We start from the raw sequence: 24,064 nt of genomic DNA, 5'->3' as shown, positions 1-24,064 counted from the left end.
CAGGGGAAAGTCGTGATCATGACACAGCACGACCAGCAGGTGACCGACGCCTCCCCCGTCCCTGAGCGGCGCCCGATACGGCAGTTGCTCGCCGCGTCGGTCGGCAACGCCGTGGAGTGGTACGACTGGTACGCGTACACCTTCCTCGCCACGTACATCGCCGGCCAGGTCTTCCCCAAGAGCGCCGACAACTCCCTGGTGCCGCTGCTCTCCACGTTCGCCGTCTTCGCCGTCGGCTTCTTCATGCGGCCGGTGGGCGGTCTGCTCATGGGCGCCGTCGCCGACCGGCGCGGCAGGCGGGCCGCGCTGACCGTCACCATTCTGCTGATGGGCGGCAGCAGCCTGCTGGTCGGCCTGACCCCGACGTACGCGTCCGTGGGCGTGCTCGCGCCGGTGGTGCTCGTCGCGGCGCGGCTGCTCCAGGGCCTGTCCGTGGGCGGTGAGTTCGCGGCGTCGACGACGTTCCTCGTGGAGTCGGCGGGACCCGGGCGGCGGGGTCTGTTCTCCAGTTTCCAGTACGTCTCCACGAGCGCGGGCCAGCTGGCCGCCTCGGGGATCGCGGCCCTGCTGGTCGCCACGCTCTCCGAGGGGCAGATGGACGGCTGGGGCTGGCGGCTGCCCTTCCTGCTCGGCGCGGTGCTCAGCCTGGTCGGTTTCTGGATCAGGCAGGGCGCGTACGAGACGCACCGGGCGCCCGCCGAACAGGCCGAGCGGCCACGGCTGTTCGACGCGCTGCGCCACCACCCGCGCCAGTCGCTGCTGATCTGCGGCATCACGGCGGGCGGCACCATCGCGTACTACACGTGGACGTCGTACCTGCCGACGTACGCCGAGCTGAACACGGACATCAGCAAAAGCCAGGCGCTGCTCGCGGGCACCCTCTCGCTCGCGTTCTTCGCCCTGCTCCAGCCGGTCGGCGGGCTGCTCTCCGACCGGCTGGGGCGCAGGCCGCTGCTGCTGTTCTTCGGCGTCGGCTTCGCGGTCCTGAGCGTGCCGCTGCTCAAGTCCCTCAACGGGTCGTTCGGTTCGCTGCTGCTTGTGAGCTGCGCGGGCATGGTGCTGCTCACCGGCTTCACGTCGATCTCGGCGGCCGTGAACGCGGAGGTGTTCCCCGCGCGGGTGCGGGCCGCCGGGATCGGCTTCCCGTACTCGCTCACCGTCGCGCTGTTCGGCGGCACGGCCCCGTACGTGGGCACCTTGTTCAAGGAGATCGGCAGGCCCGGCCTGTTCCCCTGGTACGTGGCCGTGGTCTGCCTCGCGTCGTCGGTGGTGTACCTGCGCCTACCGGAGACGGCGCACAAGGAGCTGGAGCGCTAGGGCCTGTCTGACCATTCCCGTCGTCGCCCGGAGGGCGGCCTCGCGGCGTCAGGTGCGTGCTCTCGGCGTGCCGGGCGTAGGGCCTCGTACTGGATGTACTTGGCTCTGCGCCCGGTGCGGCGAGTGGGGGCACCCCCTGCTCGAAGAGCTCGGGGGAGCGTGCATGGCGTCGCGAGGCAGGCGGGAACTGTCAGACAGGTTCTAGGAGCCGGCGCGCTGCTCGCCCTTCGGCACGGCGGCGATGGAACGGCCCGCCCACTCGGGGGCCGCTTCCGTGAGGCCGGTCAGGCGCTCGCGGATCTCGTCCGGGAAGGGGGTGGTGCGGCCCGCCTCCTGGTCCACGTGGAGGGCGAGCAGTTCGGTGGTCGCCACCGGGGCGGCGTCCGGGGCCGGTGCGTCGTCCGCGCCCTCCACCACGTACATCTCGTGCGCGAAGCGCGCCTTCTTCGCGTCGGCGCCCAACAGGCGGGTGCGGACGGCGAGATGGGCTCCCTCCGGGACGTCCTTCAAGTACCGGATGTGCGCTTCGACCGTGTAGAGGGAGCAGCCGGTGGACTCGCGGTAGCCCGCGTGCAGGCCGGTCTCGATCATCATGGCGTCGGTGGCGTAGCCGAAGACGAGGACGTAGAAGGCCTCGCTCATGTGGCCGTTGTAGTCGATCCACTCGGCGCGGACCTGTCGGTGGAGCAGGGGCAGGGTCACTTGGTGTCCTTCCGCTGTCCGGGCAGCCGGCCCGTGGCCCGCAGTACGTCGATAACGCCCTGGTCACGCTCGGCGACCAGGTCCGCGATGCTCCGCCCGGCGGCCTCCTCCTCGCATCCGGCGACCACGGCGTCGTAGAGCTTCTTGTCGAGTTCGGGTGCTTCCAGGCGCGTCCACGGCGATTTCAGGGACGGGCCGAAGTGGTCGAGCATGTGCGCCATGCCGCCCTCGCCGCCCGCGAGCGCGAAGGTGAGCATGGGGCCCATGAACGCCCAGCGCAGGCCCGGCCCCTCGGTGATGGAGTCGTCGATCTCCTGGACGGTCGCCTCGCCGCTCGCCACCATGTGCAGCGCCTCGCGCCACAGTGCCTCCTGGAGGCGGTTGGCGATGAAGCCCGGGACCTCGTTCTTCATCGTGATCACGGACTTGCCCGCGATCTCGTAGAAGCGGGAGGCCCAGGTGACGGCCTCGGCGTCGGTCCGCTCGCCGCCGACGACCTCCACCAGCGGGATCAGGTAGGGCGGGTTGAAGGGGTGACCGACGACGAGGCGGCCGGGGTCGGCGGCCTCCGTCTGCATGTCCGTCATGGGGTAGCCGGAGGTGGAGGAGGCGATGACGACCCCGGCGGGGGCGGCGGCGTCCAGCTTCGCGAGCAGGTCGCGCTTCAGCTCCAGCTTCTCGGGGGCGCTCTCCTGTACGAACTGGGCTTCGGCGACGGCCTCTTCGAGGGTCGCGGTGACGGTGAGGCGGTCCTGCGAGGCGCCCTCGGCGAGGCCGAGCTGGGTGAGCGCGGGCCAGGCCGCCGAGACGAGGCGGCGCAGCCGCGGCCCGGCGTCGGGGGCGGGGTCCCAGGCGGTGACGTCATAGCCACGGGCGAGGAAGTGGGCGACCCAGCCTCCGCCGATGACACCGGCGCCGACGCAGGCCACGCGGCGTACTTCTTCAGGGGCGATCGTGGTCATGGGGGGTCCTTTCGTTGCTGCGGGGCGCTGCTGAGCGGGGTCGTGCCCCGAAGGGGCACGGGGAGCTGCGCGACCGGCCACAGCCGGCCCGCAGCCTGATGTCCGCGCGATCCAGCGAAGCGCTACCGCTTGAGGCCCAGCTTCTGCCGGGCCTCGTCGGGGGAGGCGACCCGGGAGCCCAGGCTCTCGACGATCCGCACCGCCCGCTCCACGAGCTGCGCGTTGGTCGCCTTGTTGCCCTTGCCGAGATAGAGGTTGTCCTCCAGGCCGACGCGGACGTGCCCGCCGAGCAGGATGGACTGCGCGACCCACGGCATCTGCATGCGGCCGAGTGCGAAGCTCGCCCACTGCGCGCCTTCGGGCAGCATGTTGACCATGGACTGGAGGACGCCCGGGTCGGCGGGGGCGCCCCAGGGGATGCCCATGCAGAGCTGGAAGACGGTGGGGTCGTCGAGCAGGCCCTCGGCGAGCAGCTGCTTGGCGAACCAGAGCTGGCCGGTGTCGAAGATCTCCAGCTCGGGGCGGACGCCCAGCTCCTGGATGCGCTTGGCGCCCTGGCGGAGCATGTCGGGGGTGGAGATGTAGAGGTTGCTGCCGTCGCCGAAGTTGAGCGAGCCGCAGTCCAGGGTGCAGATGTCGGGGAGCAGGTCCTCGACGTGCGGGAGGCGGTCGAGGCCGCTGACGAGGTCGGTGCCCGGCAGGTGCTTGAGCGGTTCGTCCGGGTCGATGACGAGGTCGCCGCCCATGCCGGCCGTCAGGTTGATGACGACGTCGGTGCCGGTCTCCTTGATGCGCTCGACGACCTCGCGGTACAGGCGCGGGTCGCGGGAGGGGGCGCCGCTCCCGGGGTCGCGGACGTGGATGTGCACGACGGCGGCGCCCGCCTCGGCGGCCTCGACGGCCGAGGCGGCTATCTGCTCGGGCGTGACGGGCACGTGCGGACTCTTGCGGACGGTGTCGCCCGCGCCGGTCAGGGCGCAGGTGATGATGACGTTGTCGTTCACGGGCCTCGCAGACATCGCAGACATGCGGAACTCTCCCTCGGGGGTGGGGCGTTGCGTACGGCTCAGGTGGCTCGTACGACCCATACGGTGGGTGCGTACGGTGAATCAGCGCGCGGTCAGCGTGGCGTCCACGTGGGCGGCGAGCGCCTCGTGCATGTCGTCGGGGCTCGTGCCGGGGCCGTCGGGCGCCGAGGCGAGGACCTGCGTGGCGAGGCCGTCGATCAGCGCGGTCAGGCGCAGTGCCGCGGCCTCGGGGTCGGCGGGGCGGAAGACGCCCTCGGCGACGCCGCGCCGGATGACGTCGGCGACGGTGGCGCGCCACTGCCGGTAGTAGTCGATGTGCAGCCGGCCGACGGCGGTGGAGCGGGCGGCCTCGGCCCACAGGTCGAGCCAGACGCTCCACTGGCGGCGCTGCTGCGGGGTGCGTGGGACCTGGAGGTCGATGAGCTGGCGCAGCTCGTCGGCGGCGTCGGCCGCGTCCTGTACGCAGGCCGCGCGGCGGGCGGTGTCCTCGTCCATGCACCAGCGCACTGCGGCTTCGAGGAGGTCGTCGCGGCCGGGGAAGTGGTAGTGGATGGCGGCGGTGCTGGTGTCGCAGGCCGCGGCGATGTCCTGGACGCGGACGGCGTGGAAGCCGCGCTCCGCGATGAGGCGCACGGTCTCGCGCACGATCTGGAGCGGCCTGCCGCCCTCCGGGAGCGGCCCGGCGGTGCGCCGGCGCCGGGCGGGGGGCGCGGCGTCCGGCGTACCGAGGAGCCAGCCCGTGTCGACTCCGCCCGCCGCGGCGACGCGGGCCAGTTCGGCTGCGGTGAACCGGCGCGTGCCGCCGAGGGAGCGGGACAGCTTGGAAGGGTCCATGACGATGCGGCGCGCGAACTCGCGCTGGGTCACGCCGGCGTCGGCGATGACCTTGCGTACGCGCTCGGACACGTCGTCCCGCTGCTGTGGCTGCATGGTGGGCAACCGTACTCATGCGTTGCGGCAATCACAACATGAGCGTCTCTTTTACCTTATGGACAGCGTGATTGCGATGCTGACTGACTGGTCAGCAAGCATCGCAACCGCCCTGCCGCGGGGCCGGGCCGCCACCCTGGAGGGCGCGTTGAGGCACTCTTCTCCCTGTGTCGTACGCATCTTCGCTTCCCCCGCAGCGCCCGCCGTTCCCCGCCACCGGCCACATGGTCGTCTGCGGCGGCGACGAGGCGCTGGCGCACCGGCTCGCCGCCGAGCTCCGTGGTGTCTACGGCCAGCAGGTCGTCCTCGTCGTGCCGCCCGCGGGCGCCGGGGAGCGGGCCCCGTCGAACGCGCTGACGGGACGGGCCAGGACCACGGCACTGATCGGGCGGATCACCGCCGCCGTCTCACGCACCGCCGTGAACGGCAGCGGCGACGGCGAGGCGGAGAGCGGGGTTCCGCAGACGGTCGAAGCCGCCGAGATCGGTGACGACGCGCTCGTCGACGCGGGGATTCCGCAGGCCGGCGCCCTCGCGCTCGTGCATGACGACGACGAGACCAACATCCGCGCCGCCCTGGCCGCCCGACGCCTCAACCCCCGGCTGCGGCTGGTGATCCGGCTCTACAACCGCAAGCTGGGGCAGCACCTGGAGGAACTGCTCGACCAGGCCGCCGCCGTGGCCGGCCTGGACACCACCGACGCCACCGTCACCGTGCTGTCCGACGCCGACACCGCCGCCCCCGCGCTCGCCGCCACCGCCGTCGCGGGCACCAGCAAGGTCGTCCACGCGGACGGGCTGCTGCTGCGCGCCGTGGAGCGTACGCCGCCCGAGCCGGGCGACGTGGCACCGCGCGGTCTCGCCACCCTGGCGCTGCTCTCGGCCACCGCCAACGACCCGGCGGGCGCGGAGGGTTCGGACGAGTCGGGCGGCGGCGCGGGCCCTCGGCTGCTGCCCGACGACGACGCCGTGGCCGCCGCGCCGGGCCGGGGCGCGCTGGTCCTGGAGGCCGTGTCGTACTCCGGGTCCGCGCCGCCGCCCGGCTTCCTCGCGGGGCGCGGGGTGCCGCTGCGCCAGCTGTTCTCGTGGCGGCTGCGCTGGTCGGTGGCCGGATTCGCCGCCGCCGTCCTCGGCCTGGCGATCGCCTCGATCGTGACGTCGGGCGGCTCCCCGCTGCACGCGACGTATCTGACCCTCCTCGACCTCTTCTCGATCAACGATCCGGCGACCGAGGGGCCGATGAGCCGCCAGATCCTCCAACTCCTCGCAGGACTCATCGGATTGCTGCTGCTCCCGATCCTGTTCGCCGCCGTCCTGGAGGCCCTCGGCACCTTCCGCAGCGCGTCCTCGCTGCGCCGTCCGCCGCGCGGCCTCTCCGGCCACGTGGTCCTGCTCGGCCTCGGCAAGATCGGCACCCGGGTCCTGGCCCGGCTGCGGGAACTGGACATCCCCGTGGTGTGCGTGGAGGCGGACCCCGAGGCGCGCGGCATCTCCCTGGCGCGGCGGCTGCGCGTCCCCACCGTGATCGGCGACGTCACCGAGGAGGGCGTCCTGGAGGCGGCCAAGATCCAGCGCGCGCACGCCCTGCTCGCCGTGACCAGCGCGGACACGATCAACCTCGAAGCGGCCCTGTACGCACGCTCGGTGAAGCCCGATCTACGGGTGGCGCTGCGGCTGTACGACGACGCGTTCGCCACCGCCGTCTACCGCACCCTGCGGGCCGCGCACCCCGGCGCCCTCACGCGCAGCCGCAGCGTGTCGACGCTGGCCGCGCCCGCCTTCGCCGGGGCGATGATGGGCCGCCAGATCCTCGGCGCGCTGCCCGTCGAGCGCTCGGTGCTGCTCTTCGCGGCGCTCGACGTCTCGCTCCAGCCGCAGCTGACCGGCCGCCGCATCGCCGAGGTGTTCCGCCCCGGGGCGTGGCGCGTGGTCGCCCTGGAGCGCTCGTCGGGCGCGGAGTCGGGCCTGGAGTGGGACCTCGACCCCGAGTACGTGCTGCGGCCGCAGGACCGCGTCGTCCTGGCGGCCACCCGGCAGGGCCTGGCCGAACTCCTCGGCCGCAGACCGCTGCCGGCGCGCTCGTGACGGCCCCGCGCGGCCCCCGCCCCGCGGCCCCCGCTCAGCCCTCTTCCGGCACCGGCAGGATCTGCCGCAGGTGCGGGTCGGGGTGGAAGTCCCTGCGCCACTCGCGCGGGTAGCCGACGGACGCCTCCACGTGACGTACGCCGTCGTGCCAGGTGGTGCGCGGGATGTGCAGATGCCCGTAGACGACGGCAGCGGCGTCGTACTTCACGTGCCAGTCGGCGCTCAGCTCGGTGCCGCACCACAGGGCGAACTCGGGGTAGCGCAGGATCCGGGTGGGTTCGCGCAGCAGCGGCCAGTGGTTGATGAGGACGGTGGGCAGCCCCGCGGGCCGCTCGGTGAGCCGCTCCTCGGTGAGCTTGACCCGGGCCCGGGACCAGTCGTCGCGGGTCGCGTAGGGGTCGGGGTGCAGGAAGTACTCGTCGGTGCAGACCACGCCCGCCTCGTGCGCGACGGCGAGGGCCTCCTCCTTGGTGTGGGTCCCCTCGGGGCGGAAGCTGTAGTCGTAGAGGAGGAACAGCGGGGCGACGGTGACGGGGCCGCCCGCGCCGCGCCACACCGGGTAGGGGTCCTCGGGGGTCGAGATGCCCAGTTCGCGGCAGAGCGCGACGAGGTGCTGATAGCGCTCCTCGCCGCGCAGCTGGACCGGATCGTCCTTGGGCGTCCACAGCTCGTGGTTGCCCGGCGCCCACACCACCTTCGCGAAACGCCCGGCGAGCGTGCGCAGCGCCCACTCGATGTCGGCCATGCGTTCGGCGACGTCTCCGGCGACTATCAGCCAGTCCCCTTCGGTGCCGGGCCGGATGGTCTCGACGTACTTCCTGTTCTCCGCGTACGCGACGTGCAGGTCGCTGATCGCCAGCAGCTTCGGAGTGCTCTCGGATGCCATCACCGTGCGAGGCTAACCGAGTCGGCCCCTCAGTGGTGATCGCCCTCGCCCCGCTGGATCGCCAGGTACTCCTCCACAGTCGCCTTCGGCACCTGCGCCTTGGGGCCGTACATGGCGCGGGAGAGGCGGGAGCGCAGGCGTTCGGAGCGGGGGACCTTGCGGGCCACGCCGTTGGCGTCGACCAGGGGGCCGATCTCGTAGGGCTGAGGCTGCTCGTGGGCGGTCAGCCGGTACAGCTCCGCCTGGGGCAGCGGCTCGTGGATCTCCACGTACTCGCCGTGCGGCAGGCGTTTGATGGTGCCGGTCTCGCGGCCGTGCAGCGCCTTGTCCCGGTCCCTGCGCTGGAGGCCGAGGCAGATCCGGTGGGTGACGAGGTAGGCGATGACGGGCGCCACGAAGACGGCGATCCGCACGAACCACGTGATCGCGTTGATCGAGAGGTGCAGGTGGGTGGCGACGATGTCGTTGCCGCCGCCGATCAGCAGCACGAAGTACAGGGTCAGCCAGGCGACGCCGAGTCCGGTGCGCACGGGTACGTTGCGGGGCCGGTCCGCGATGTGGTGTTCCCGCTTGTCGCCGGTGACCCAGGCCTCGATGAACGGATAGACCGCGATCGCCATCATGATCAGCGGGAAGAGCGAGAAGGGGATGAAGACGCCCAGGGCGAGCGTGTGCCCCCAGATGTTGATCTCCCAGCTGGGCATCACCCGGATCAGCCCCTCGGAGAAGCCGAGGTACCAGTCGGGCTGGGCGCCGGTGGAGACCATGTCGGGACGGTAGGGGCCGATCGCCCAGACCGGGTTGATGGAGGCGACCGCCCCCATGATCGCGAGCACGCCGAAGACGAGGAAGAAGAAGCCGCCCGCCTTGGCGATGTAGACGGGCAGGAACGGCGCCCCGACCACGTTCTTCTCGGTCTTTCCCGGACCCGCGAACTGGGTGTGCTTGTGGTAGAAGACCAGGATCAGGTGGGCCACGACCAGCCCGAGCATGATGCCCGGCAGCAGCAGGATGTGGATCGGATAGAACCGCGCCACGATGTCCTCGCCCGGGAACTCGCCGCCGAACAGGAAGAAGGCGAGATACGTGCCCACCACGGGGATCGAGAGGATCGCGCCGTGCGCGAAGCGGACGCCGGTGCCGGAGAGCAGGTCGTCCGGGAGGGAGTAGCCGGTCAGGCCGGTGATGATGGCGAGCATCAGCAGCGTCCAGCCGAACAGCCAGTTGAGCTCGCGGGGCTTACGGAAGGCGCCGGTGAAGAACACCCGCATCATGTGGGCGAACATGGCGGCGATGAAGACGACCGCGGACCAGTGGTGGATCTGCCGGATCAGCAGGCCGCCGCGGACCTCAAGGCTGATCTCCAGCGTGGATTCGTACGCCCTCGACACCTGGAGGCCCTTGAGCGGCACGTAGGGGCCGTCGTAGGTGACCTCGGCCATGCTCGGCTCGAAGAAGAGGGTCAGGTAGGTGCCGGTGAGGATCAGGATCAGGAAGCTGTAGAGGCAGATCTCGCCGAACATGAACGACCAGTGGTCGGGAAAGATCTTGCGCATCTGGCTCTTGGCCAGGGTGTTGATGCCGAGCCGTCCGTCCGCCCAGTCCGCGACGCGCTCGCCCCTGCCGGGCCGTCCGGACCGGCCCGGTCGCCCGCGTGCCCCGGTGCGCTCGATGCTTCCGCTCATGCGACTCCCCTTCAGGCGGCTACCAGAGTAGGTCGCATGTATGACGGATCCAACAGGCCCGTTTGTGACAACTGGCCGCCGGATACGTCTCATTCACCGCAGGAGGTACCGCTCGCACCCCCTTCGGGGCCGACCCTGCTCGTCGCGTTCGGCCGCCAGGTGCCGCCGGGCAGGCTCCGCGGCGAGGCCGTGCACCACGTCGTGGCCGAGCGCCGACGTGTAGCCGCCGACCGGGGGCGTCCAGGGGTGGCGTGCGTTGTCCCTGATGTGCGCGACGAGTTCGGCGGTCGGGAACGCGGCGGCGTCCGCGCGGGGCGCAGCGGTCCGTCATGCGGTGCAGGCTGCCGCGCGCCGTGACGATTTCGAGGAGGGTCCTCGGCAGCGAGTGGCGGAAGCCGAGGGACATATGGGCGACGACCTCGCGTACGCGCCAGCCCGCGCAGAGGGAGGGGTGTCCCACTGGCTCGGGCTCCACTCGGGGCGAAGACGTCGGCGAGTTCCCGTCGTTCGGCGGCGATCTCGGCGCGGATGTGGCGCTCGTTCTCTGTCGTCCTCCCCATGACTCCAGGGTGGTCAAGGCCCGTCCAGCCGGTGGCATCTGGCGCAGCCCGGCGTGAGCGCGCAGATCCGCCGCCTGGAACGGGAGTTGGGCCACCGGCTGCTTGACCGCTCGGGCAGGACGGTGACGCCGACGGAGGCGGGCCGGGCGGTGCTGCCGTACGCGCGGGCCGCGCTCGCCGCCGTCGAGGGGGCCCGCGCCACGGCCGCCGAGTACGCGGGGCTGTTGCGCGGCCAGGTCACGCTGGGGCTCGTGTCGGGCGCCGCCACCCATGAGTTCGACGTGGTGTCCGTGGTCGCCGACTTCCATGACGCGCATCCCCAGGTCGAGATCTCCCTCAGGGAGGACGCGTCCGACCGGATGCTCGCCGCGCTGCGCCGGGGCGAGCTGGACATCGCGCTGCTCGGCCTCACGGCGAGCGAGCCGCCGCCGGGCGTCTCCCTGGCCATGGTGGTCGACGAGCCGCTGGTCGCCGTGGTGGCTCCGGGCGATCCGCTGCTGCTCCCCGAGGGCCGCACGGAGGTGCCGCTGGCCGGGCTCGCGGACCGTCCGCTGATCAGCCTCCCGCGCGGCACCGGCCTGCGCGGGGTCCTCGACGAGGCCTGCCGAGGCGGGCTTCCGGCCGCGCATCGCCTTCGAGGCGGCCTCCCCCGAGGTCCTCACGCGGCTCGCCGCACGCGGCCTCGGCGTGGCGGTGCTGCCCTCGCTGCCCGAGGAGATGACCGCCGGGCTCGGCCTGCGCACCCTGACGATCACCGACCCACGGCCACGCGGCAGAATCGCCCTGACCTGGCGCACGGACGGCCCGCCGACCCCCGCGGCCCAAGCACTCCTGTCCGCCCTCCGCAAGCACCTGACCACAGGCGCCCCATAAGGGGCCCGGGGAACCGCGCGAGCAACCACGAACAACCCGCGCCCGCCGGCAGACCGCGCCCCGGCAGACGCGACCGCGAACCAAGGCCACCCCCGCGCACCCCCTCACCCCGACGGAGTCAACCCGTGCAGCCGCAACGCAAGCTGCACCTCCAGACTCCGCGCGGGCCCGCTCCAGTCACCCCCGAGCAACCTCCCCACCCGCTCCAACCGCTGCGCCACCGTATTCACATGCACATGCAGCACCGCCTTGGCCCGCGTAAGGCTCCGGTCCTCCCCGAAATACGCCTCCAGCGTGCGCACCAGCTCCGTGCCGCGCTCGGCGTCGTAATCGAGGACGGGCCCGATCGTGGCCCGGACATAGCCGCCGAGGTCGGCCTGCCCGCCGATCAGCAGCCCGACGAAGCCCAGGTCGCCGAGGGCGGCGCCATGACCGACATGACCAAGCGCCCGCAGAGCGGACAGGCACCGCAACGCCTCGGCGTGCGCGCCGGGCAGCCCGGCGGGATCCTCCGCGGGCCCGGCGGCGCCGACCGTGACCGGGGCGCCCACGACCTGGCCCAGCTCGGCGGCGAGGGTGCGGGCGTCTTCGCCCGGCGCGCCCGTGGGGGTCACGAGCACCACGCCGTCGTGGTGGAGCCCCGCCAGGCCGCTGTGCGCACGCGCGATGCGGTGCGCCGCGGCGAGCAGCCGCTGCCGTGGCGCGCTCTCGCTGTGGGCGGCGAACACCCCGTGCGCGCTGTCGAGTCGTACGCCGAGGCGACGGGCCCGGCTCGCCAGGCTGACCGGGTCACCGGTGGTGGACAGCAGGTCGTTCAGGAGCTCGCCGCGCACCCGGTCCTCGGTCTCGGCCACGGACCGGCGCAGCAGCAGGAGCAGCGCGGTGACGACACTCGCGCGCTCGAACAGCCGCCGGTCGGCGTCGGCGAGTTCGGCGCGCCCGGTCAGGGCGATGCTGCCGAGGAGTTCGGGGCCGGCGAGGACCGCGCAGACCCAGGTGCCGTCCTGCGGGACCGCGTGTCCGCTGGCGCGTGAGGCGGCGACGGCCTGGGCGGGCGGGGGCAGCGGCTCGGCCGCGGTGCGGGCCAGTTCGACGCCGTCCGCGTCATGGATGAGGACGCCTCCGTCGAGGAGGGCGGCGATGCCGTCGGCCACGTCGCCCGCGCCGCCGCCGCCGAGGACGAGGTCGGTGAGCTGGTCGTGGGCCTGTTCGGCGCGGCGCATGGCCTGGCTGTGGGCGCGGATGGTCTCGTTGGCCGCGTTGAGGTCGACGAGCGCGGCCCGCGTCTCCTCGAGCAGGCGCGCCCCGTCGATGGCGATGGCGGCGTGGTCGGCGAGGGAGGAGAGCAGCACGATCTCCTCCGTCGCGAATGCGCGGGCGGCGCGGTCGGCGGCGTACAGCACCCCGATGACGCGGGAGCCGAGCCGCAGGGGGACGCCGAGGATGGCCCGCAGGCCCTCCTGGCGGACGGCGCTGTCGATGGCGTCGGTGTGGTGGAAGCGGGGGTCGTGCTGGTAGTCGCCGGTGACGTAGGGGCGGGCGGTCTGGGCGACGAGGCCGCCGAGGCCCTCGCCCATGCCGAGCCGGAGCTGCTGGAAGGCCGCGGCGACGCTCCCGTCGGTCACCCTCATGTAGGTGTCGCCGGCGGCCTCGTCGTTGAGCGAGAGGTACGTGACGTCCGTGCCCAGGAGCAGTTTGGCGCGGCGCACGATGGCCCGCAGCACCGCGTCGGCGTCGCGCAGCGCGGCGAGGTCGCCGGCGGTGTCGAACAGCGCGGTGAGTTCGGCCTCGCGGCGGCGGTGCGCGCCGAGGGTGCGGTGGACGCGCAGCGCCACGTCGGTGGCCTCGTCGAGCGCCGCGAGGTCGTCGGGAGCGGCGCAACTCGCGGGCGCGGGCCGCGGGGCGCGCGAAGTCCTCGGCAGGCGCGCCCCGGTCGAGCAGGTCGAGCAGGCCGCGCAGGCCTGCCCGGAGCTCGGCGTGGCCCGCGCCCTCGGTGGTGGGGAGCATGGGCCGATCGTCTCGTGGGAGGGCGGGTGCGGTCGATGGTCCGGACACGCCGACGACGTGGCGTGACCGTCGGTCAGGAACGGTCATCGGTGGGAGTTCTCTTCTGGAGGGGGCGCCGCGCTCGCGGACGGTGCCCGCGTCCCCGCACTCTTGATCGGCACCGGTTACGGCGGCTCCGTCGCCGTCCGCGCCCGACAATCGCCGGTGCCCCAGACCACCGCGGGAATCCTGCGCGGAGGCCAGCGGCAACGCCCCTCGGATGACAGAGCCGAGCCCCGGCGGCCTCAGGCGAGATACGTCCCGTTCGACGCCTCCGCGAAGTCAGGTGCCGCCGGTACGCTGGACACATGCTCCTGGGGCGTTCCTCGGAATGCGCACGTCTTCTCGCTCTCGTCGACAAGGCACGCCGGGGCGAGAGCGGCGCCCTGCTCATCCGCGGGGAGGCCGGGATCGGCAAGACCAGCCTCGTCGAGCACGTCGCCGGAGAGTCGGGTGACCTGCGGCGGCTCGGCACCCGGGGCGTGGAGGTCGAGTCGGACCTGCCCTATGTGGGGCTCGCCGATCTGCTGCGGCCCGTACTGCACTTCCTCGACCGCATCCCCGAGCGTCAAGCGGCCGCGCTCACCGGGGCGTTGGCGCTCGGGCCCGCCGTCGCCCACGACCGCTTCGCGGTGGCCGCGGGCACGCTCAGTCTGCTCGGCGCGCTCGCCGAGGAGGGCCCGGTCCTCGTCACCGTCGACGACGCGCAGTGGCTCGACCCGTACTCCCTGGACGCGCTCGCCTTCGCCACCCGCAGACTCGGCCGCGAGGGCATCGTCGTGCTCTTCACCGCGCGCGACGAACTGGACGAACCGGCCTCCCGGCTCGCCGCCATCGAGACCATGACGCTCGGCGGCCTCGACGCCGAGTCCGCGCACCGCCTGATCGCCGAGGAGGGCACCGCCGAGCTGACCGAGCGGGAGGCCGCCCGGCTGCTCGCCGAGGCACGCGGCAACCCCCTCGCCCTGATCGAACTGCCCGCCCTGCTCTCCGGGAGCGGCGCGGGCGACGACGACCCCGACTCCGCGGCGCCCCTGCCCATCGGCGAACTGCTGGCGCACACCTTCGGCAGCGCCGTGGCCCGGCTGCCCCAGGAGGCGCAGGACGCGATGCTGCTCCTCGCGGTGCTGGGCACCCGGCCGCTCGCGGGCACCGAGGCGGCCCTGCGGGCGCACGGGCTCAGCTATGAATCGCTGGAGGTGGCCGAGGCCGCGGGCCTGGTCGTCGAGGAGCAGGACGGGTACGCCTTCCGGCACCCGCTGGTCCGCTCGGCGGTCTACCACGGCGCGACCCCGGTGCGCAGACGCCGGGCGCACCACGCCATCGCCCGCTCCCTGCAAGGCGCCACCGCACCCGCCCTGGAACAGTACGCATGGCATCTGGCCGCCTCGGGCGCGGAGCCGGACGAGCATGTGGCGTCGCTCCTGGAGAACGCCGCGTCGGGAGCGCCCGACACGCTGGCCTATCCGCTGGCCTCCCGGTTGTACGAGCGGGCCGCGCGCTTCACGCCGGCCGGGCAGCGCAAGGCGGAGCGGCTGCTGTGCGCCGCCCGCGCCTCCCAGGCCGCGGGCTCCCTGGACGAGGCCGCCGCGATCCTGGACCGCTCCCTGGAGCACGCGGAACAGCTCGGCACGCGGCTCGACATCCGCCAGCTGCGCTGCTATCTCGACGTGCAGCGCGGGCAGCCGACCCGGTCGCGGGAGCTGCTGAGGGCGGCGGTCGACGAGGCGGAGAAGGTCGATCCCGCGCTCGCCGCCGTCATGCTCGGCGGCATCGCGCTCACCGAACTCGCGGTCGGCGACCTCACCGCGGCGCGCGGCACCTCGGCCGCGGCGATGGAGCTGGCCGACGCTACAAGGCAGACGCTGCTGCCGGTACGGCTCCTGCGCACCCTGGTGCTGCTGCTCGGCGGTGACGCCGACGCGGGCCGCTCGCTGCTGCGCGAGCTGGCGGGGCCCCTCGCCTCGCCCGACCCCGCCTTCCCCTACCCGCTCTCCGGTGTGGGGGGCCTGTGTCACCTCGCGGCGGAGGAACTCGACGAGGCGCATGGCCTGCTCGACCGCGCCGCGTACACCGCGCGCGCCTCCAGCGCCGTGGGCCTCCTGTCGCACCTGCTGTGCACGCTCTCCGTGGTGGAGTTCTGGCGGGGCCGCTGGAGCCCCTCGCTCGCGCACGCCGACGAGGCGGTGCGGCTCGCCGAGGCCACCGGACGGCTCATCGAGGTGCCGCGCGGCCTGGCCGCCCTGGCCAGGACGGAAGCCGCGCTCAACCGCGAGGCGGACTGCCGGCGGCACGCGGCGCAGGCCATGGAGTGGGCCGCGTCCACCGAACTGCCGATGGACGCGGCACGGGCGCGCGGTGCGCTCGGTCTGCTGGAGCTCGGCCTCGGCCGCTTCGAGGAGGCGGTGCACCGGCTCGAGGAGGTGCGGGCCTTCTCCCGGACGCACGGCCGGGGCGACGGCCTGTATCTGACGTGGGCCGCGGACCTGGCGGACGCGTACGTCCACCTGCACATGACCACCGAGGCCCGTGAGGTGCTCGACGTCCTGGAGTACGAGGCGGGGCGCGGCCACCGGCCGGTCACGGCGGGAGCGGCGGCGCGCTGCCGCGGGCTGCTCGAACCGGACGCCGCCGAGCGGCACATGCGGCGCTCCCTGGCGCTGCTCACCGAGCGGCCCGTCCCCTTCGAGCGGGGGCGCACGGAGTTCGCGTGGGGCGAGCAACTGCGCAGGCAGGGCAGGCGCAGTGAGGCCCGCCGGCTGCTGGAGCGGGCCCTCGCCACGTTCGAGCGGCTCGGGGCGTCCGGGTGGGCGGCGCGGGTGGCCGCCGAGCTGCACGCGGCGGGCGGCACCGAAGTGCGCCCGGAGCGAGCTCCTTTGGAGCGGCTGACTCCGCAGGAGATGCAGGTGGCGCTGGTGGTCGGGCGGGGTCTGACCAACCACGAGGTGGCGGAGCGGCTCTTCCTCAGCGTCAAGACGGTGGAGTTCCACCTGAGCAACATCTACCGCAAGCTCGACGGTGTGCACCGCAGGGCGCAGCTCGTGCGGCTGCTCGCCCAGGCCTCGGAGGTCGCGGCGGTCTGAGTCGCGCCCCCGTCCCGCCCACCGGGTACGCGAGGGCGGCGTGGGCGGGCGCCGAGCGGGGGTGCCTCTCACCGGCACCCCCTCCCCCGCCCTCGCGACGGTCGCCGCCGTCGCCGGACGGCCCGTCCAGACGTACACCCCCGTAGTACGTCCGGCCACCGGTCCTCCCTGCCCCCTACCGGTGTTCCGGGCCCGCCGCGGCTTCGCGACCATGGCTCCACCATGGACCCGTACGGGCCTGGGGGCGACCGTGAAAACCCTGGGGTCGCGGGGCGGGGACCGGGGTGGGTGCCGGGGGATGGCGGGACGGAAACGGGGCGTGGCGGCGCGGGCAGGGACGCCGGGAGCCGGTGGTTCCGCTGTTCAACCACCGGGGGCGGGGGCTCGACCCAGGGTTTTCCTCGGGCGGCGCGCGCGGTGCGAGGCTCACCGTCCGGCGAGCCTCGCGGACAGATGTCAACCGAGGGTTGACGGCCTCCAACTGTCAACCTACGGTTGTCACATGACGCGATCCGACAGCACCCCTCAGCCGCCCACGATCCGCCTCGACGACCTCATCGAAGCCATCAAGAAGGTCCACACCGACGCCCTCGACCAGCTCTCCGACGCGGTCATCGCCGCCGACCACCTCGGCGACGTCGCCGACCACCTGATCGGCCACTTCGTGGACCAGGCACGCCGCTCCGGCGCGTCCTGGACCGACATCGGCAAGAGCATGGGCGTCACCCGGCAGGCCGCCCAGAAGCGGTTCGTGCCCAAGAAGCCGGGCGAGACCGAGGCCCTCGACCCCAGCCAGGGCTTCGGCCGCTTCACGCCCCGGGCGAGGAACGCCGTGATGGCCGCGCACCACGAGGCCAAGGCGGCCCAGCACGACGAGATCCGCACCGAGCACCTGATCCTCGGCCTGCTGAGCGACCCCGAGGCCCTCGCCGCCAAGGCGATCACCGCGCAGGGCGTCTCCCTGGAGGACGTGCGCCGGGCCGCCCTGGACGCGCTGCCCGCGACGGCCGCCGAGGTGCCCGAGCTCGTGCCGTACGACGCGGGGGCCCGCAAGGTGCTCGAACTGACGTTCCGTGAAGCGCTGCGTCTCGGCCACGACCACGTCGGCACCGAGCACATCCTGCTCGCCCTCATCGAGTTCGAGGACGGCCGGGGGCCGCTCACCGGCCTCGGCCTCGACAAGGAGGAGATCACCGCCTCGCTCGCCGCCTGACCGCCGCCCGGCCGCAGCCCGACCGTCGCCTGCCCGCGTCCTGATGGGCCGTCAACTCCCGCATACGCCAGCGGCATTGACAGGTCTGGCGGGGCTCCCTAATGTCGCAAGGACCGTCTCGAACAGCGTAAACGCACATCCATCTTGCGTGGGGGGTTCGTGAACAGCACATCTGGTGCCGGCGACATCGAAATGGCAGCCCCCCAAAATCGCGAAGGACTGCCCCTCGTCAGTCTCGATCAGGCGCACTCACCGCAGAAGGTCCTGGCCCACGGCGAATTGCTCCGGCGGTTCGTCGCGGGCCAGGAGATCAAGCCGGTCCATATGCGGATCGGCATCATGGGCGCCTGCAATATGCGCTGCAATTTCTGCAACTTCCACTCCCCGAACGAAGAGCAGTTCTACGACCTGTTCTCGTTCAAGGACTCGATCGCCACCGACAAGGCGATCACCCTGCTGCGCGAGTTCGCCGAGAACGACGGCCGCGCCGTGACGTTCTGCGGCAGCGGCGAGTGCACCATCCACCCCGGCTACACCGAGATCTGCCGGGCCGGGCACGCGGCCGGGCTGCGGATCGGGCTGATCACCAATGGCTCGCGGCTCGGCAGGCCGAAGGTGGCCGAGTGCGTCGCCGAGACCCACACCTGGGTCCGCATCGGCCTGAACGCGGGCACCGAAGCCACCTTCGACGACATCACCCGGGACCGGGAACAGACGTTCTCGCAGTTCGTCGGGTCGGTCGGCAGGCTGAGGGAGAGCGCCCTGGACCCCGACTTCCGCATCGGCTTCAACTACGTGATCACCCTCCAGAATTACCGGGAGATCCTGCAGGCGGCCCATATCGCCCGGGATTCCGGCGCGCATTACGTCCGCTTCGAGCCGGAGTTCTACAGCGCACTCGGCCACGAGACCATCGAATCCGTGATGCCGGAGATCGCCGAGTCGCTCACCACGGCCGCGGCGCTCTCCACCGACGCCTTCGAGGTTTCGGTGCCCAAGCTGGACCGCGGCCCGATGGACCAGGTCGAGGAGGTCGAGGGCGACTTCGAGCGCTGCCACTACAGCCGTTTCGTCACGGCGGTCGGTGCCGACGGAAACCTCTATCCCTGCCCCCAGGTCCACCTCAACAGCCGTTATCTGATCGGCAATGTCGTCGAGCAGGGGTATGCCGAGGTCCTCGAAGGCGGCCCGCGCGCCGAATGGGAGGCCTCCAACCCGCGCAGGACCGACCTGTGCAAATCGTGTTTCTACCGTCCGCAGAACGAACTCCTTGAACTCCTCAAACGCGGCCAGATCAAACTGGACGAGGCGCTGGACGCGTACGCGCTGGAAGTGCCCAGCACCCTGCACGGCGATTTCGTCTGAGCCGCGGATGCAGCTCCGTCACCTCCGCCGGCTCCTCGCCGCCGAACCGGCCCTGCGCCGCGCGGCCGCCGACGGCACCGAGGGCCACAGCGCCACCGCCCGCCGGCTGCGCGCGGTGGTCGAGCGGCTGGCCCGCGTCGAGCCGGCGCCCCTCGCCGTCACCGAGACCCGCGCCCTCGTACGCGACGGCCTGCACCGCGAGCGGCTGGTCTTCGACTCGCCCGTGCGCGGCTGCTTCCACGGCACCCTCCTCGCGCCACACGGCATCGCGCGCGGCCCGGCCGTCTTGGTCCTCGGCGGCCGCAACGCCCGCCTGGACCAGCTCACCGGCGACGTGCCGCCGGACCACCCCGACCGCAACGTCGCCGAGCAGCTGGCGCGGGCGGGCTTCGTCACCCTCTCCTTCGACCACGGCATCGGCGGCGGCCTCGACGAGGAGCGCAGGGCCGGCCGGGACGAAGGCACCCTGCTGGCCCACGCGTTCGCGCTGACCGGCCGCTCCCTGCTCGGCGCGCTCGTCGGCGACGCCCTGGGCGCGCTCGGCGTACTGGCGGCGCATCCGCTCGCCGACCCCGACCGGCTCGGCCTGTTCGGTCACAGCCTCGGCGCGGCGGTCGCCCTGCACACCGCGCTGCTGGCACCCCGCCAGGGCCTCCCGCTCTGCGCGGCGAGCCACCTCGGCAGCTACCGAGCGCTGTACGAACGGCTGTTGACGGGCCACGAGGGGGCGGCGCTCCCCGGCATTCTGGAGTACGCCGACCTGGCCGACCTGTACTGCGCGCTGGCCCCGGCGCCCCTCCAGCTCCAGTACGGCACCGCCGACTCCTACCTGGAACCGGCGGACGCGCGCGCGGCGGCGGACACGGTCCGCGCGGCATACGCGGCGGCGGGCGCCTCCGCGGAGATCCATGAACTGCCCATGGGGCATGGCACGCACGTCGGCCACGCGGCGGACTTCTTCACGCGCGCCCTGTCCGGTGCGGACAACACGGCGGGCAACGATGTCCCGGCCCAGCGCATCCGATTCGAGGTGTCCGAGCGGCGCGCCGTGCTCGACCGTGTCGACGCCGCGCTCGCCTCAGGTGTGCTCACGCAGGGCCCGCAGGTCGCGCGCTTCGAGGAGCTGTCCCGCGCCTGGACCGGCACGCGGGCGGTGGCCGTGGCGTCCGGTTCGGCGGCCCTGGAGATCGCGCTGCGGATCGTCGGCGTGGCGGGCCGCACCGTTCTCGTGCCGGTCAACACGTTCTTCGCCACGGCCGCTTCCGCGGTGCGGGCGGGAGCGGCCGTCCGCTTCGTCGACATCGAGCTGGACGGCCTCGGCATGGACCCCGAGGCCCTGCGCACGGCCCTCGACCGGTACCCCGACACGGCCGCCGTGCTGCCGGTGCACATCGGCGGCATCGTCTCGCCCGCGCTGGACGCGGCCCTCGCGTACTGCCAAGAGCGCGGCGTTCCCGTGGTGGAGGACGCGGCGCACGCCTTCGGCGCCACGCTCGACGGACGCGCGGCGGGCGGGTTCGGCCGGTTCGGCGCCTTCTCGTTCTTCCCCACCAAGGTCGCCGTCAGCGGCGAGGGCGGGCTGCTGTCCGCCGCGCTGCCCGACGACCTGGAGCAGGTGCGGCGCTGGCGCGACCACGGCAAGAGCGCGCAGGGCTCCACGCTCCACGACCGCCCCGGCGGCAACTGGCGCCTGAGCGAACTCCACGCCGCCGTCGGCACGGTGGACCTGGAGCGCTTCGCGCACACCCTGGCGGTACGCCGCGAACTGGCGGCCCGCTACGACGCGTTGCTCGCCGACGTCCCCGGGATCCGGCCGCATGCCGTGCCCGGCGGATCGGAGAGCAACTTCTACAAATACCTCGCGTACCCGGCCCCGGACGGGCCGCTCGACCGCGCGCTGCTGAAGAAGCGGCTGCGGGAGCGGCACGGCGTGTCCCTGGCCGGTGAGGTGTACGACCATCTGCTCTGCGATCACCCGTACTTCGTCGCCGAGGACCACCGCATGGGCGGGGACGGACCGTTCGAGCGGGCCCGCTGGTTCGCCCGCCACCATGTCGCCCTGCCGCTCTATCCGTCCCTCACGGAGGCCGAGCAGATCCGGGTGGTCGCCGCCCTCCGCGACGAGCTGTCGTGACGGCGGTGGTCCACGCCTTCCGGCGAGGTGAGTGGCGGACGTCGCTGGACACCGCCGCGCTGCCGGGCACGGGAGGCGCCGCGTACGGCCTCGCGCTGGTCCCGGAGATCGTCACCCATGCCGACCGGCGGTGGTGGGACACCGCGCGCGCCACCTTGCCCCCGCTCACCGGCCGCCGCGAACTGCTGGCCGAGGCAGTCGAGTTGTTCGATCGGGGCACCGTCACGGTCGGCGGCGTCGGCGCGCAGGACGCCGACGGCTTCCGCGCGTCGCTGTGGAACACGGCCGGGCTGCCCGGGCCGCTGGTGGACCGGTGGTGCGCGATGCTGCGCGAGGGGCTGTCGAAGCGGGGCGGGGAGCCGGTGCCCGACGACCGGTTGAGCCTGGTCGCTCTGCCGGGCAACACGTTCACGTGCCTGGACTCCGTACTGGACCAGGCGGAGCGCTCGGGCGCCGTGTGGGTGCGGCCGAGCCGACGGGAGCCGTTCTCCGCGGCACGCCTCGTCGCCGCGCTGCTCGCCGTCGGCTGGCCCACTGCCCGCATCGGCCTCTACCCGGGTGAACAGCGGGCGCTGCACGGCCTGTTGAAGCTCGCGGACCGGCGGATCGTCTACGGCGGCGCGGGCCTCGCCGCCTCGGTCCGTGACGCGGACTCGCTCACCCTGCACGGTCCGGGCCGCGGCTGCGCCCTGGTGCCGCCCGGAATGCCGGTCGAGGCGGCCGTGGACTGGCTGCTGCCCCTGATCGCGGCCGACTCGGGGCGGTTCTGCCGCAACGTACGCACCGTCACCTGCACGGACCCCGCGCAGAGCCGTGCCCTGGCGTTGTCCCTCGCCGCCGCGCTCGACGCCATCCCGCCGGACCCGGCTGCCCGCGACTGGCCGCTCACCGTCTTCCGCGATGCGGAGACGGCACACCGTGCGCTGCGCTCCATCCAGGAGCGCATGCGTCCGGGCGACCGTCTGCTCACCCGCCGCGATCCCGTCACCGAGGTCGACGGCGCCCCCTGCGTGCTGCCCGGCCTCGTACTGCTCGAGGCGTACGAAGGTCATCCCCTGGTCGGTCACGAGGTCCCCTTCCCTTTCGCCGCCGTCCTCACCGCGACGCCCGAGACGGTGCGTGCCATCACCGCCGAGTCCCTGTTCGTGCACCGCCCAGCGAAGCGAGGCCCCGCATGACGACCTCCCGGCTGCCGACCGACTTCAGCACGCTGACCGACACGCTGCGCACCCGTGTGCCGGAGCTGGGCGTGGACCTCGACACCTGGACGCGCCGGATGATGCGCTGGCACTTCGGCCCCGACACCGCGAGCCCCTTCTGGGCCGCCCGGCGCCCGACGCTCGGCTTCGATCCCCTCAAGGACGTCGACGGCTTCGCCTCGCTGGAGCTCTTCGGCCTCTTCGACAAGGCCGAGCTGCGCGCCGCGCACGCCCGCGACCTCCTCCCCCGCGGCTACCGCGGCCGTCCCTTCCGCGTCTTCGAGACCGGCGGCACCACGGGCGCACCCTGCCGGATCGTCAACGTCACGCGTCTCGCGTACGACGTGGAGATCTACCGCACCGTGCTTGAGGCTCGTGGTGTGGCCGGCGGTGACGTCCTCGCCATGACGCCGAGCGGCCCGCACGCGTACGGGCACTTCGTGGAGGGCCTCGCGGACAGCTGGTGCGGCGCGGTGCACTCCATCGACTTCGATCCGCGCTGGGTGAAGGCCGCGCTGCGGTCGGGCGGCGAGGCGGACGCGTACACGGCGCATCTGATCGACCAGACGCTGACGCTGCTGGCCGCCGAGCGCCCTTCGCTGCTCTTCACGACCGCGCGGCTGCTCCTGGAACTGGCGATGCGGCTGCCGCGCCCGCTGCACACGTACGGCATCCGGGCGGTGTGCACGGGCGGCACCTCGTGCACCGCCGCCGAGGCGCAGTTCCTGCGCGAGGAGCACCTGCCGGGCGTGCAGTGGATCGACACCTACGGCAACACGCTGGTCGGGCACGCGCTCCAGGCCGACGTGACGGACCGGGACGCGGCGGACGGCGTGCCTGCCGGAGCCGGGCACTCCTACCATCTCCCGCCGCCCTTCGCGGTGTTGAAGGTCGTCGACCCGGCGGACCCGTGGCGCGAGGTCGCCGTCGGGCGGCGCGGCCGCGTACGGGCCACCACCCTCCTCGAAGACCTCTTCCTGCCCAACCTCCTGGAACGGGACAGCGCGGTCAGAACCGGCCCGCACCCGTGGTTCCCCTGGGACGGCGTCGCCGCGGTGCGGCCCTTCCAGGAGGACGGCGAGGGCCGTGCCGAGGCGGTGGAAGGCGTCTACTGACCGAAGGGCACATACCGTGAACCTGTCGTCGAACGGCGTACCGATACCCTTCACGCCGGATCTCTTCGGCCCGCTGCGCCGCAGCGCGGACCTGCTGCCGCCGAGGGACCCGGCCGCGCTCCGCGCGCGGCTGCACGCCGACGGTTATCTGTACCTGCCGGGGCTGCTCGACCGTGCGGAGGTCCTGCGGCTGCGCGGCCGGTACTTCTCGCTCTTCCCGCCGGGCCTCCTCGCGGCGGGCAGCTCCGTCGAGGACGGGGTCTTCTCCGGCCAGGTGCCCGCCGAGGTACCGGAGTACGGCATCGCGGGGCATCCCGCGTACACGTTCGTGCGGTCGGCGGCCTTCGACCGGTTCGTGGGCGATCCGGCCCTCGCCGCCCTCGCCGCGCTCCTCCTCGGCGCCGAGGCACGGATGCTGCCGCGCCGCATCCTGCGCCACTTCCACCGGGGCACGCGCCGGGCCTCCCGCGCCCATGTCGACTTCGACTACATGGACCGGGGTTCGCCCGCCGTCGTCACCCTGTGGATCCCGGTGGGCGACTGCCCGCCGCGGACCGGCGCGCTCGTGTACCTGGAGGGCTCCCACCGGCTGCCGCCCGAGGAGTACGCGCCGCTGCGCGACGTCACCGACCGGCCGGGCGACCGCCGCCAGATCTGTCACGACCTGGAGCTGACCGCCCGCACGCTCGGCCGGCGCTGGCTGTGGGCCGACTTCGCGGCGGGCGACGTGATGGTGCACCTGCCGCGCGTCATCCACGCCTCCCTGGATACCACCACGGACGCCATGCGGCTCTCGGCCGACGTGCGTTTCGTACGCGCCGCCGACACACCCGACCCGCGCTGGCTCACGCCGTGGTCGGCGGATGACGGGGCGTGAGATGC

The 24,064-nt window shown here is 73.1% G+C and carries 16 protein-coding genes and 2 pseudogenes; 11 read left to right on the top strand and 7 right to left on the bottom strand.

Translation table 11 applies throughout. The features are described 5' to 3' along the window. Positions 1-18: 18 nt before the first annotated feature. Positions 19-1,317 (top strand): MFS transporter, encoded by a 1,299-nt coding sequence (locus KKZ08_RS33660; protein WP_223778024.1) that lies wholly within the window; start codon positions 19-21, stop codon positions 1,315-1,317. Between the two features lie 201 nt (positions 1,318-1,518). On the opposite strand, the gene KKZ08_RS33655 is transcribed toward KKZ08_RS33660, so the two are convergent. The 4 genes from KKZ08_RS33655 to KKZ08_RS33640 form a co-directional block, all read right to left on the bottom strand. After that, on the bottom strand, positions 1,519-2,019 hold the full coding sequence (locus KKZ08_RS33655) for a thioesterase family protein (protein ID WP_223778023.1): 501 nt from the start codon (positions 2,017-2,019) through the stop codon (positions 1,519-1,521). Beyond that, complete coding sequence (locus tag KKZ08_RS33650) at positions 2,016-2,981, bottom strand: 3-hydroxyacyl-CoA dehydrogenase NAD-binding domain-containing protein (RefSeq protein WP_223778022.1); 966 nt, start codon at positions 2,979-2,981, stop codon at positions 2,016-2,018. The genes KKZ08_RS33655 and KKZ08_RS33650 overlap by 4 nt, the downstream gene beginning before the upstream one ends. Before the next feature lie 122 nt (positions 2,982-3,103). Then, positions 3,104-4,000: a 3-keto-5-aminohexanoate cleavage protein gene (locus tag KKZ08_RS33645; protein ID WP_223779294.1), complete on the bottom strand. Its 897-nt coding sequence runs from the start codon at positions 3,998-4,000 to the stop codon at positions 3,104-3,106. Positions 4,001-4,090: 90 nt separating this feature from the next. After that, entirely contained in the window at positions 4,091-4,939 is an 849-nt protein-coding gene (locus tag KKZ08_RS33640; protein ID WP_223778021.1) for a TetR family transcriptional regulator C-terminal domain-containing protein, read from the bottom strand. Between the two features lie 224 nt (positions 4,940-5,163). Here KKZ08_RS33640 and KKZ08_RS33635 point away from each other — a divergent pair, with 224 nt between their 5' ends. Further along, entirely contained in the window at positions 5,164-7,023 is a 1,860-nt protein-coding gene (locus KKZ08_RS33635; protein ID WP_223779293.1) for an NAD(P)-binding protein, read from the top strand. A gap of 34 nt (positions 7,024-7,057) precedes the next feature. Here KKZ08_RS33635 and KKZ08_RS33630 read toward each other — a convergent pair whose 3' ends face one another. Continuing rightward, positions 7,058-7,909 (bottom strand): metallophosphoesterase, encoded by an 852-nt coding sequence (locus tag KKZ08_RS33630; protein ID WP_223779292.1) that lies wholly within the window; start codon positions 7,907-7,909, stop codon positions 7,058-7,060. A gap of 29 nt (positions 7,910-7,938) precedes the next feature. After that, positions 7,939-9,594: a cytochrome bc complex cytochrome b subunit gene (locus tag KKZ08_RS33625; RefSeq protein ID WP_223778020.1), complete on the bottom strand. Its 1,656-nt coding sequence runs from the start codon at positions 9,592-9,594 to the stop codon at positions 7,939-7,941. A 613-nt stretch (positions 9,595-10,207) separates the two neighbouring features. Between KKZ08_RS33625 and KKZ08_RS39060 the strand changes: the two are divergent. Both KKZ08_RS39060 and KKZ08_RS39055 read left to right on the top strand, forming a co-directional pair. Continuing rightward, positions 10,208-10,705 (top strand): annotated as a pseudogene (locus KKZ08_RS39060) (LysR substrate-binding domain-containing protein); the annotation flags it as partial. Positions 10,706-10,781: 76 nt separating this feature from the next. Continuing rightward, positions 10,782-11,027 (top strand): LysR family transcriptional regulator substrate-binding protein, encoded by a 246-nt coding sequence (locus KKZ08_RS39055; RefSeq protein ID WP_346657925.1) that lies wholly within the window; start codon positions 10,782-10,784, stop codon positions 11,025-11,027. 104 nt (positions 11,028-11,131) lie between these two features. Here KKZ08_RS39055 and KKZ08_RS33615 read toward each other — a convergent pair. Next, positions 11,132-13,034, bottom strand: a pseudogene (locus tag KKZ08_RS33615) (GAF domain-containing protein). Between the two features lie 347 nt (positions 13,035-13,381). Here KKZ08_RS33615 and KKZ08_RS33610 point away from each other — a divergent pair. The 7 genes from KKZ08_RS33610 (at position 13,382) to KKZ08_RS33580 (ending at position 24,059) form a co-directional block, all read left to right on the top strand. Further along, on the top strand, positions 13,382-16,156 hold the full coding sequence (locus KKZ08_RS33610; RefSeq protein WP_223778019.1) for a LuxR family transcriptional regulator: 2,775 nt from the start codon (positions 13,382-13,384) through the stop codon (positions 16,154-16,156). A gap of 502 nt (positions 16,157-16,658) precedes the next feature. Next, entirely contained in the window at positions 16,659-17,369 is a 711-nt protein-coding gene (locus tag KKZ08_RS33605; RefSeq protein ID WP_223778018.1) for a Clp protease N-terminal domain-containing protein, read from the top strand. A gap of 159 nt (positions 17,370-17,528) precedes the next feature. Next, positions 17,529-18,734, top strand: coding sequence for a radical SAM protein (locus tag KKZ08_RS33600; RefSeq protein ID WP_223778017.1), 1,206 nt, complete (start codon positions 17,529-17,531; stop codon positions 18,732-18,734). Positions 18,735-18,741: 7 nt separating this feature from the next. Further along, complete coding sequence (locus tag KKZ08_RS33595; protein WP_223778016.1) at positions 18,742-20,868, top strand: DegT/DnrJ/EryC1/StrS family aminotransferase; 2,127 nt, start codon at positions 18,742-18,744, stop codon at positions 20,866-20,868. Continuing rightward, entirely contained in the window at positions 20,865-22,046 is a 1,182-nt protein-coding gene (locus KKZ08_RS33590) for a hypothetical protein (protein ID WP_223778015.1), read from the top strand. The genes KKZ08_RS33595 and KKZ08_RS33590 overlap by 4 nt, the downstream gene beginning before the upstream one ends. Beyond that, entirely contained in the window at positions 22,043-23,182 is a 1,140-nt protein-coding gene (locus KKZ08_RS33585; RefSeq protein ID WP_223778014.1) for a hypothetical protein, read from the top strand. Before KKZ08_RS33590 ends, KKZ08_RS33585 begins: the two co-directional genes overlap by 4 nt. 16 nt (positions 23,183-23,198) lie before the next feature. Further along, positions 23,199-24,059, top strand: a complete 861-nt coding sequence (locus tag KKZ08_RS33580) for a phytanoyl-CoA dioxygenase family protein (RefSeq protein WP_223778013.1) — start codon at positions 23,199-23,201, stop codon at positions 24,057-24,059. Positions 24,060-24,064: the final 5 nt, after the last annotated feature.

This window comes from Streptomyces sp. 135 (assembly GCF_020026305.1).
GTDB lineage: Bacteria > Actinomycetota > Actinomycetes > Streptomycetales > Streptomycetaceae > Streptomyces.
The sequence above is the reverse complement of the archived record's forward strand: the minus strand, read 5'-3'. Positions and strand labels throughout refer to the sequence as shown.

Bases quoted from the DNA above. Each gene is read 5' to 3' on its own strand.
- KKZ08_RS33645 (WP_223779294.1), bottom strand. From the start codon at position 4,000: ATGTCTGCGAGGCCCGTGAACGACAACGTCATCATCACCTGCGCCCTG.
- KKZ08_RS33625 (WP_223778020.1), bottom strand. From the start codon at position 9,594: ATGAGCGGAAGCATCGAGCGCACCGGGGCACGCGGGCGACCGGGCCGG.
- KKZ08_RS33630 (WP_223779292.1), bottom strand. From the start codon at position 7,909: ATGGCATCCGAGAGCACTCCGAAGCTGCTGGCGATCAGCGACCTGCAC.
- KKZ08_RS33640 (WP_223778021.1), bottom strand. From the start codon at position 4,939: ATGCAGCCACAGCAGCGGGACGACGTGTCCGAGCGCGTACGCAAGGTC.
- KKZ08_RS33660 (WP_223778024.1), top strand. From the start codon at position 19: ATGACACAGCACGACCAGCAGGTGACCGACGCCTCCCCCGTCCCTGAG.
- KKZ08_RS33610 (WP_223778019.1), top strand. From the start codon at position 13,382: ATGCTCCTGGGGCGTTCCTCGGAATGCGCACGTCTTCTCGCTCTCGTC.
- KKZ08_RS33585 (WP_223778014.1), top strand. From the start codon at position 22,043: ATGACGACCTCCCGGCTGCCGACCGACTTCAGCACGCTGACCGACACG.
- KKZ08_RS33650 (WP_223778022.1), bottom strand. From the start codon at position 2,981: ATGACCACGATCGCCCCTGAAGAAGTACGCCGCGTGGCCTGCGTCGGC.
- KKZ08_RS33635 (WP_223779293.1), top strand. From the start codon at position 5,164: ATGGTCGTCTGCGGCGGCGACGAGGCGCTGGCGCACCGGCTCGCCGCC.
- KKZ08_RS33605 (WP_223778018.1), top strand. From the start codon at position 16,659: ATGACGCGATCCGACAGCACCCCTCAGCCGCCCACGATCCGCCTCGAC.
- KKZ08_RS33595 (WP_223778016.1), top strand. From the start codon at position 18,742: ATGCAGCTCCGTCACCTCCGCCGGCTCCTCGCCGCCGAACCGGCCCTG.